Below are 9840 nucleotides of genomic sequence, written 5' to 3'. Positions count from 1 at the left end.
CGCGCAGGCCCCCCTTGCCGTCCTTCACGTTGGGCTCGACGAGGTAGCGCGAGGCGCCCGCCCCCGGGCGCCGGCTCGCTGTCGTCTCCGGACTCCCGTCCGGATCGGGCCTCGCTCAGACCCAGTCGTCGTCGCCGCCGCCGCCGAGGTCGCCCCCGAAATCGCCGCCGGAATCATCGGCGAACGAGGCGTCCTGGAGGTCGTTGCCGCCGCCGAGGGCCGAGCCGAGATCCTCGTTGCCGCTGCCGCCGAAGAAGTTGTTCTCGGTGATGTTCGGCGTACCGCCGAGGCCCGCCGCCGCGGCGCTGCCGAGCTGCGAATGGCCGCCCGCGAAGGCGTTCGAGAGGGCGCTGCCGAGCAGCATGCCGCCGGCGGCACCCGCCGCCATCGGCAGGGCCGTCGCCATGAAGCCGCCGCCGCGGGCCGGTGCTGCCTGCTGGCCGGCCCAGGGGCCGCCCTGCTGCGGGCCACCGTAGCCCGGCTGCTGCCCGTAGCCGGGCTGCTGGCCGTAACCCGGCTGCGGCTGGCCGTAGCCCGGCTGGCCGCCCTGGTTGCCCCAGGCGCCGCCCTGGCGCGGCGGCTCGGGCTGGCGGCTGGAGGAGCCGCCGCCGAAGATGCTGGAGAGGAAGCCGCCGCCGCCCTGCGGCTGCTGCTGACCCGCGCGGCGCAGCTGCTCGAGCTGCTCGTTCAGGCTCTTGATCGCCTCTTCCTGCACGTAGATCAGCTGCGCCATCGCGTAGGGCGCGTAGGGCTGTGCCCGGATCTTGTCGGCAATGAAGCGCTCGGCTTCCGCGTCCCGGGGCTGGCTCGAAGCCTGCTCCAGGCGCTGGAAAATGCCGCCGATGACGTCGCGTTCTTCGCTGTTCATGGAGTTGTCCTCCTGGGGCAAGCCGGCGGGTGACCACCCGCACGGGCGGGTGACAGATGGGGGTGCCGCCGGCCTTTGTCAGGGGCTCAACGCGAACTTTGCCGTCCCGGATGCATCCGCCTGCTCGGAATGTTCCGCGATTCCGCGCGCATCCAGGGCCAAACGGTCCCCCAACGCGGAAGAGCCCGGCCTTGCGGCCGGGCTCTTCCGTGAGATCGGCGCTCCGCGAGGGGAGCGCCGTCTGGTGCAGGTCCTAGTAGGAGCCGAACTTGTAGTTCAGGCCGGCGCGGACGACGGCGAACTCGGTGTCGCGCACCTGGCGGCCGCCGCTGACGAGCACGACGCCCGGGCTGGTGACGCTGACTTCCTGGCCGGCATTGTTGACCGCGAAGACGCCGTTGTTGCGGTTGCCGCGGTCGAGGTTCACGTACAGGCCTTCGACCTTCAGCGTGACGGCCGAGGACTTGAAGAAGTTCAGGAACGAGTCGGTGGGGAGCGCGTACTCGATACCGCCGCCGGCGGCCCAGCCGGTCTGGAAGTCGTCGCGGCTGCGGTTGGTCAGACCGAAGTCACGACCGCCGCCCGAACCGTAGGCGAAGCCGCCGGTGCCGTACACGAGGGTGCGGTCGAAGGCGTAGCCGAGGCGGCCGCGGACGGTGCCGAAGTAGTCGAGGCCCGAGACGCCGGCCGGGTTGAAGACCTGCTGGGCGGCCGGACCAGGGATACCAGCTGGGCTGCTGATGAAGGTGCTGCGATTCCGGTCACGGCCGAAATCGACGTACTGGGCGTCGGCCTCGACACCGATGACCACACCCGAACCCGGAGTGAACTGGTAGTTGTAGCCGATCTGACCACCGCCGACGAAGCCGTCGTTGCTCTGGCCGTTCTGGAAGGCGAGCACGCCGGTGGTGTTGGCGGGAACCAGCAGGCTGGCGGGACCCACGCCGATGACGGTCGGCTGGCTGTTGCTGGAGGCGTCGAAGCCGTAACCGGCGTTGAAACCGGCGTAGAAGCCGGTCCAGGTGAACACCGGCACCGGCACGAACACCGGGGGAGCCGCGCGGCGCGGAAGGTCGGCGGCGAAGGCGGAGCCGGCGAGCGCGATGCCGGCGAGCGCGGTGGCGCTGCGAAGGAAGGATTTCATGTTCTGGTCCTCTACTCGTTACGCACCGGCGCCGCTTTTACTGGCGGCGTCCGCTGCAGTTCCCCGTCTTTAAGCCAGCAGCGTGCGAGAAGCTGTTGCGTAACGATCACGCCAGCCGCAGTGAACGCGGCCCCTTTGTGGCGATGCTCGTCTTATTCTCACCCACTCCGTGAACACAGAACGCGCGCGAATGGCCAAGGTTCGCCGACGGCCACGCTTTTTCGGCTTCCGAGTGTTGACAAAGTGTCGCAGGGGGCTGGACGCCCTCAGGCGTCCAGGGCGATCGCCGAGATCAGGCGCCCGTAATCCGCCTCGCCGCGATGGGTGGTCCGCCGGTAGCTGTAGAAGAGCTCCGGCTCGGCATAGGTGCAGCGGCCGAGGTCGGCGGACCGGGCGATGCCCGCCTCGTCGAGGCGAGCCAGGACGAAGCCCGGCAGGTCGAACTGCGCGTGGTCGGCGCGGGTGCCGGGGCCGAGGAAGCGCTCGAAGCCCGGTGCCTCCGCCCGGAAGCGCGCGAGGAAGTCGGGCCCGACCTCGTAGGAGGGCTGCGCGATCGTCGGGCCGAGCACCGCGACGATCTGGCCGCGCTCGGCGCCCAGTCCTTCCATGGCCGCGACGGTCGCCTCGATCACGCCGCCGAGGGCGCCCTTCCAGCCGGCATGGGCCGCGCCGACGACCCGGTTGCGGGCATCGGCGAACAGGATCGGCCCGCAATCGGCCGTGGCGATCCCGAGGGCGAGGCCCGGAACCCGGGTCACCATCCCGTCGGCCTTCGGGCGATCGGCGAGGGCGATCGGGCCGTCCACCACCACGACCGCGGGCGAATGGACCTGATACAGGCTGACCAGGGCCGCCTCCGCGACGCCGAGGTGCCGGCTCATCCGGCCGCGGTTCTCCGCCACGTGATCGGGCGCGTCGTGCGAGCCGAGCCCGCCGTTCAGCGTGGCGTAGAGGCCTTTCGAGACGCCGCCCCGGCGGGTGAAGAAGGCGTGCCGGATGCCCGGCAGGCCGGCGAGATCGCGAGATTCGAGGAAGTCGGGCCGTTCGCGCGTCATGGTCACACCGTTCCTTCGCCAATCCCGTCCGTGGCCGATCCCGGCCGGCGCCCGCCTGTATCACGGCCGTCGGACGGCGCGGTGTGGAGAAAACAATCCGTCCGCATCGCGCCGGCCGCAGCCCGGCGTCGTGGGTCTTTACGGTTCGTTAAGCATGTTTTGATCGGATGCAGCTCAAGAGTCGAGGATCAGCCGATGTCGGAAGCCGCGCGTCACCCAGCCCCGTATGAACCGGCATCCCGGCCGCAGCCCGGTCCGCTGCGCGACTGGCTGGCGGCGATGAAGGCGGCCACTCATCCGGCCGAGGCCCCGCCCCCCGCCGCTCCGGCCGCGGTGGCCGAGGAGGCTCGCGCCGCCGACCAGGGCAAGAGCTGGACGCCACGCGTCGTGACCCCGGCGCCCGCTCCGGCCGATGCCGAGGAGGCCGACGTCTCGGACCTGATGGCCGAGAACATCATGCTGAAGGCCAAGCTGAAGGTCGAGGGCGACCGCTACGACGCGCTTCAGGGCGTCATCGCCCGCGAGCTGCGCAACCTGCGCGCCCATGTCGAGGCCGAGATGCGCGAATTCGAGGACGTGCGCGGTGAGCGCGACCGCCTCCTCGTGGCCCAGGGTGACGTCGAGAAGGAGATCCGCGAGCTCCGGGCCCGGATCACGGCCGATGCCGCGCAGCTGACGGAGATGCGCGGCGAGCGCGACCTCTGGGCCGCCCGGGCCGAGGCCCTGGCGCAGCCGATCTTCCAGAAGCGCAGCGTCTGAGGCCGCCGCGTCCACCGGCAGCCCCCGAAACATCGAAGGGCCGCCCCTCGCGGGGCGGCCCTTCCATTGCCGAACCACTCGTGTCCGGCCGAAACTGTCGCGTTCGCTTCGAGCGCTAGAAGGCTGCGCCGGAGGCGACGGTCCAGGTCCGGAAGGCCGGGGTGAGCGGCTGATGACAATGAGACACTGGATCACCTCCTTTCGTTCGTTGCGGGTGAGCCGAAGTTAGTCAGCCCCATCCGGTTTGAAAAGGCCCGCGCCCGCGCCCATCCGCCGCTCCCATCTGCTTAGGAGGGGCTGCGGCGGTACGGGCCGCGGCGGGCGCCCGGCTGGCCTCGGCCCCGCCGGAGGTCTAAAGCATCGGCCTTTCCCCCCGCGGGGCGCAGCGTTGCGCGCAGCCCCGCCCGAAGGCCACGGACCCGTCCCTCCCCATGTCCACAGCCCTGCGGATGCCGGCGCCCGACGAGGCCGCGCTCGACCCGGACGCCATGCGCCAGCCGCTGGCGGACGCCTGGTACTGCGTCGGCCGCTCGGAATCCCTGAAGGCCGGAGCGCTGCGGGCGGTCGAGCTCAACGGCGAGCAGATCGTCCTCGGCCGCGAGGCCTCCGGCGCCCCCTTCGCCCTGCGAGACCGCTGCCCCCATCGCGGCATGGCCCTGTCGAAGGGGCGCTTCGCCGGCGACGAATTGACCTGCCCGTTCCACGGCTGGCGCTTCGGCACCGACGGCCGCTGCCGCGACGTGCCGACCCTGTCGGCCTCGGACACGGCCGATTTCTCGCGCATCGCCGTGCAGCGCTTCCCCATCCGCGAGAGCGCGGGGTTCGCCTGGGTCAACCCGTATCTCGGAGCGGAGACCGGCTCACCCCCGGCGGCGCTGCCGGAACTCGGCTTCACGGCGGCCGGCTCCCTCGTGGTCGAACTCGTGGTCGAGGCCTCCTTCGACCTGACGACGCTGAGCCTCGTCGATCCCGGCCACGTCGCCTTCGTCCACGATTCCTGGTGGTTCCGGCCCTCGAAGGAACTGCGCGAGAAGGTGAAGACCTTCACGCCGACCCCGCACGGCTTCACCATGACGAGCCACGCCACCACCACGAGTTCGCCGGTCTACCGGCTGCTCGGCGGCGTGCCGGCGGTGGAGATCGAGTTCCGTCTTCCCGGCGTGCGGCTGGAGCGGATCGAGGCCGGGGCCAAGCGGGTGGCGAACTACACCTTCGCCACGCCGCTCACCCAGAACCGGACGATGCTCACCAACGCCCTCTACTGGAACATGCCGGCGCTCAACCTGCTCAAGCCCCTGGCAAGGCCGCTGATGCGCCAGTTCCTCACCCAGGACCAGCAGGTGCTCCAGCACGCCCAGGCCGGCCTCGACCGCAAGCCCACCATGGTGCTGTTCGGCCAGGGCGACCTGCCCTCGCAATGGTATTTCCGCCTCAAACGCGAGGCGCTGCAGGCCGCCCGCGAGGGGCGGCCCTTCGCCAACCCCCTGTCCACGCAGGAACTGCGCTGGCGCTCCTGATCCGGGGCGCGCCGCCGCAGACGGCATGCCTCGCCCGGCTGCGGTGCGTCTTCCGGCCGTGGTGACGGGCCGCGCCGCTTGATCGGCGGGCCGCAGCCGCCATCTCGGGTCCATGAAACGGCAAAGTCTGATCAAGGCGCTGAGCGCCGCCACCGTGATGACGCTCGGCGGGGTCGGCTATGCCGCCCACAAGCGCGGGCGCAATCCCTATTACCGCGGTCCGCGCAGCGACCATTTCGACGGGGTCCGCTTCCACGGCCCGGACCAGCCGGCGGACAAGACCCTCGGCGACATCGCCCGCTGGCACTCCCGGCGCGGCGTCGACAGTCCCCTGCGCCAGACCTGGCCCGCCTTCCACCCCAGCCCCTACGCGCCCGACCGGCCGCCGGAGCGGGTCGCGGGCCTGCGCGTCACCCTGATCGGTCATGCGAGCTACCTGTTCCAGGTCGCCGGCCGCAACATCCTGGTCGATCCCGTCTATGCCCGCCGGGCGAGCCCGGTGCGCTTCGCGGGCCCCAAGCGCGTGAACCCGCCGGGCATCGCTTTTTCCGACCTGCCCCCCATCGACGCGGTGCTGATCACCCACAACCACTACGACCACCTCGACGGACCGGCTCTGGCGCGGATCTGGCAGGCGCATCAGCCGCTGATTCTCGCGCCCCTCGGCAACGAGGCGATCCTGCGCGCCTACGACGACACCATGCACGTCGAGACCCGCGACTGGGGCGAGACGGTGGATCTCGGCGGCGGCCTCACCGTCCACGTCACCCCCGCCCACCACTGGTCGGCCCGCGGCCTCAACGACCGGCGCATGGCCCTGTGGTGCTCTTTCGTCCTCACGACCCCGGTGGGCGTGCACTACCATTCGGGCGATACGGGGCTGCGCGACGGCGCGACCTTCCGGGAGGCCCGCGCCCGCTTCGGGCCGCCGCGCCTCGCCACCCTGCCGATCGGCGCCTACGAGCCGCGCTGGTTCATGAAGGACCAGCACATGAACCCGGCCGAGGCGGTGGAGGCCGGCCTGCTCCTCGGGGCCGACCAGATGCTGGGCCACCACTGGGGCACCTTCCAGCTCACCGACGAGGGGATCGAGCAGCCCGTGGAGGCCCTGGCCCAGGCCTGCGCCGAGCACGGCCTCGCGCCCGAGCGATTCCTGGCGATGCGCCCCGGGCAGGTCTGGCAGGCCTGATTTCGTCCCGGCGGCCCGACTCCGGGCTCAGGAAAGATCAGGATTTGTTTCCCGGAAGATGATTTGAGTCTGTTGCAGATCAGCGTTCTGATGCCTGACAGAAAGCGATGAATTCATACCAACTCCTGTGTCGTTAAGGTCGTGATAGCACCTGTCGCCCAAGTCTCGATCATACGTTGACGATGATCGCATACGGGTTGCACGATGATTCTCATTCGGACGCTGACTGCGAAGGTCATACTACTGGCAGCTGGTGCAATCTTGCTGGTATCCGTGGCCCTGTTGCTTGTGACGGGGTACGAGATCGGCTCCCAGCTCGACGCCAAGCAGCGGGCCGATGGCGAGCGCCACCTTCGCACCCTCGGCATGGTCGTCGGCGACCGGATTCCGGCGGCCGAGATCGCCTTCGACGGCGAGCGGGTGACGGCGGTGCGCGCGCCCGATCTCGGCGGCCTGTCCGACGAGGCCATCGTCGACCGCACCGTGGCGTATGTCGGCGGCACCGCGACCGTGTTCGCCTACGACCCGGCCGGCGACCGCTTCGTGCGGCGCGTGACCACGGTGAAGAACGAGCGCGGCGAGCGGGCGGTGGGCACGGCCCTGGCGGCCGACCACCCGGCGCAGGCCCTGATCCGCACCGGCAAGGCCTATAGCGGCCCCGCGACCCTGTTCGGCCGCTCCTACCTGACGGTCTACCAGCCGACCCTCGATCCGGCCGGGCGCGTCAACGGCATCCTGTATGTCGGCGTTCCCCTGGAGGCCTACGAGGCGGTCTATGCCCAGACGATGGCGGCCATGCGCTGGACCATCCTGTCGGTGGCGGTGCTGGCCTGCCTCCTCGTCGGCCTCGTGGCCGTCCGCCTGTTCCGACCGATCCGGGTGATCGCGGACCGGACCTCGGGCCTAGTGGCCGGCGACTACGAGGGGGCCATTCCCTACCGGGACGCCCAGGACGAGGTGGGCGCCGTCGCGCGGGCCCTGGAGGCCCTGCGCGACACCAGCCTGCGGGCCCGGGCGCTCGAGTCCGACCGGTCGGCCATGAGCCAGGTCGCCCAGGACCGCCGGGCGCTCCTCGACGCCGAGATCGCGCGTTTCCGCACCCGTGTCGCGGAGGCCCTGAACGCCGTCGGCGCGCAGACCGGCGACCTGCGCACCCGCGCGGCGGCGATGTCGAGCGCCTCCGCCGAGGCCTCGCTCGCCGTGGAGGGGGCCTCCGCCGGTTCGCGCGAGACCTCCGCCCACGTCCAGACGGTGGCCAGCGCCGCGGAGGAACTGACGGCCTCGATCGTGGAGATCAGCGGTCGCCTCGATGCCGCCAAGGGCGAGGTCGAGGCGGCCTTCGACGAGGCCTCCGGCACCAACGCCCGCATGGGCGAGCTCGTCGGGACGGCTCAGCGCATCGGCGACGTGGTGGGCCTGATCCGCGCCATCGCCGACCAGACCAACCTGCTGGCGCTCAACGCCACCATCGAGGCGGCCCGCGCGGGCGAGGCGGGCCGCGGCTTCGCCGTGGTCGCCGCCGAGGTCAAGGCGCTGGCGACCCAGACCGCCAGGGCCACCGACGAGATCGCCAGCCAGGTCGCCTCGGTCCAGACCTCGACGGGTCAGGCGGTGGAGGCCATCGGGCGCATGACCGACCGGATGGGCACGATCAGCGCGATGACGAAGGATCTCGCGGCCGCGGTCGCCATGCAGGGCGAGGCCACCGGCGAGATCTCGCGCAACGCCGCCAACACCGCGACCACCTCGGTCGCCATCGCGCGCGACCTCGGCACGGTCACCGACGCCACCCGCCGGACGGCGGCGATGGCGGAGGGCGTCCAGGGCAGCGCCGCCTCCGTCGAGGACGTGGCGTCGGGCCTGGAGGCCGAGATCGGCCGCTTCCTCGGAGCCGGGGGGGGGGGGTCGCGGCCTGACGCCGCGACGGCCCTGACCTCAGAGGATGAAGCGGCTCAGATCCGCGTTGGCCGCCAGGCTCTCGACCCGGGCGCGCACGTAGGCGGCGTCGATCGGCACGGTCTCGCCGGAGCGGTCGGTGGCCGTGAAGGAGATCTCGTCGATGACGCGCTCCAGCACGGTCTGGAGCCGGCGGGCGCCGATGTTCTCTACCGAGTTGTTCACGTCGACCGCGACGCGGGCCAGCGCGTCCACCGCGTCCTCGCTGAATTCCAGGGTGACGCCCTCGGTCTGCATCAGCGCCACGGTCTGCTTCAGCAGGCTCGCCTCCGTCGCGGTCAGGATCTGGCGGAAATCCTCGACGGTGAGCGGCTGCAGCTCGACGCGGATCGGCAGGCGGCCCTGCAACTCCGGCAGCAGGTCGGAGGGCTTCGAGACGTGGAAGGCGCCGCTGGCGATGAACAGGATGTGGTCGGTCTTCACCGGCCCGTGCTTGGTCGCCACGGTGGTGCCCTCGATCAGGGGCAGGAGGTCGCGCTGCACGCCCTCGCGGGAGACGTCGGCCGAGGAGCGGCCCTCGCGGGCGCAGATCTTGTCGATCTCGTCGAGGAAGACGATGCCGTTGTCCTCGACCTCGCGGATCGCCTCCTGGGTCAGGGACTCGGCATCGACGAGCTTGTCGGATTCCTCGGCCACCAGGGGCGCGTAGGCGTCCTTCACCGTCATCCGGCGTGGCTTGCCCTTCTGGCCGCCGAGCGCCTTACCGAGCATGTCGCCGAGATTGACCGCGCCCATCGAGGCGCCCGGCAGGCCGGGGATCTCGAACATCGGCAGGCCCCCCGGGGCGGCGCCGGAGAGTTCGATCTCGACCTCCTTGTCGTCGAGTTCGCTCGCCCGCAGCTTCTTGCGAAAACTGTCGCGGGTGGCCTGGCTCGCGGTGGGCCCGACGAGGGCGTCGAGGATGCGGGCTTCGGCCGCCGCCTCGGCCTTGGCCTTCACCGAGCGGCGCTTCTCGTCGCGCTTGAGGCCGATGCCGACCTCCACGAGGTCGCGCACGATCTGCTCCACGTCGCGGCCGACATAGCCGACCTCGGTGAACTTGGTGGCCTCGATCTTGAGGAAGGGCGCGCCGGCAAGGCGGGCGAGGCGGCGGGCGATCTCGGTCTTTCCGCAGCCCGTCGGGCCGATCATCAGGATGTTCTTCGGGGCGACCTCCTCGCGCAGGGGACCGGTGAGCTGCTGCCGGCGCCAGCGGTTGCGGAGGGCGATGGCGACGGCGCGCTTGGCGTCGGCCTGCCCGACGATGAAGCGGTCGAGTTCGGAGACGATCTCGCGGGGGGAGAAGGTGGTCATCACGCTCCGATCGGATGCGGCAGCCGGGCTGCCAAGGGGCGGGGCAGGGGGCAGGGCAG

The 9840-nt window shown here is 71.1% G+C and carries 7 protein-coding genes and 2 pseudogenes; 4 read left to right on the top strand and 5 right to left on the bottom strand.

The genetic code is table 11. The features are described 5' to 3' along the window. The 4 genes and pseudogenes from AC3WLN_RS22565 to pgeF form a co-directional block, all read right to left on the bottom strand. Nucleotides 1-73 (bottom strand): annotated as a pseudogene (locus AC3WLN_RS22565) ([protein-PII] uridylyltransferase family protein); the annotation flags it as partial. Nucleotides 74-115: 42 nt separating this feature from the next. Further along, entirely contained in the window at nt 116-868 is a 753-nt protein-coding gene (locus tag AC3WLN_RS22560; RefSeq protein WP_463770356.1) for a DUF2076 domain-containing protein, read from the bottom strand. Between the two features lie 253 nt (nt 869-1121). Continuing rightward, nucleotides 1122-2012, bottom strand: a complete 891-nt coding sequence (locus AC3WLN_RS22555) for an outer membrane protein (RefSeq protein ID WP_492485017.1) — start codon at nt 2010-2012, stop codon at nt 1122-1124. Between the two features lie 266 nt (nt 2013-2278). After that, entirely contained in the window at nt 2279-3067 is a 789-nt protein-coding gene (gene pgeF / locus AC3WLN_RS22550; RefSeq protein WP_492485015.1) for a peptidoglycan editing factor PgeF, read from the bottom strand. A gap of 195 nt (nt 3068-3262) precedes the next feature. Here pgeF and AC3WLN_RS22545 point away from each other — a divergent pair, with 195 nt between their 5' ends. The 4 genes and pseudogenes from AC3WLN_RS22545 to AC3WLN_RS22530 all read left to right on the top strand — a co-directional run. Next, the gene (locus tag AC3WLN_RS22545) at nt 3263-3826 is read left to right on the top strand and encodes a hypothetical protein (RefSeq protein ID WP_492485013.1); all 564 of its coding nucleotides are present in this window, start codon (nt 3263-3265) and stop codon (nt 3824-3826) included. Between the two features lie 431 nt (nt 3827-4257). Beyond that, nucleotides 4258-5343 (top strand): Rieske 2Fe-2S domain-containing protein, encoded by a 1086-nt coding sequence (locus AC3WLN_RS22540; RefSeq protein ID WP_492485011.1) that lies wholly within the window; start codon nt 4258-4260, stop codon nt 5341-5343. A 112-nt stretch (nt 5344-5455) separates the two neighbouring features. Continuing rightward, on the top strand, nt 5456-6532 hold the full coding sequence (locus tag AC3WLN_RS22535; protein ID WP_492485009.1) for an MBL fold metallo-hydrolase: 1077 nt from the start codon (nt 5456-5458) through the stop codon (nt 6530-6532). A gap of 204 nt (nt 6533-6736) precedes the next feature. Then, nucleotides 6737-8275 (top strand): annotated as a pseudogene (locus AC3WLN_RS22530) (methyl-accepting chemotaxis protein); the annotation flags it as partial. A 192-nt stretch (nt 8276-8467) separates the two neighbouring features. Here the strand turns inward: AC3WLN_RS22530 and hslU are convergent. Next, a complete protein-coding gene (hslU, locus tag AC3WLN_RS22525) occupies nt 8468-9781 on the bottom strand; it encodes an ATP-dependent protease ATPase subunit HslU (protein WP_492485007.1) in 1314 nt (437 codons plus the stop codon). Between the last annotated feature and the right edge of the window lie 59 nt (nt 9782-9840).

The sequence above is a fragment of the Methylobacterium sp. FW306-05-D genome, assembly GCF_058782155.1.
This window is presented reverse-complemented; position numbering and strand designations above follow the sequence as displayed.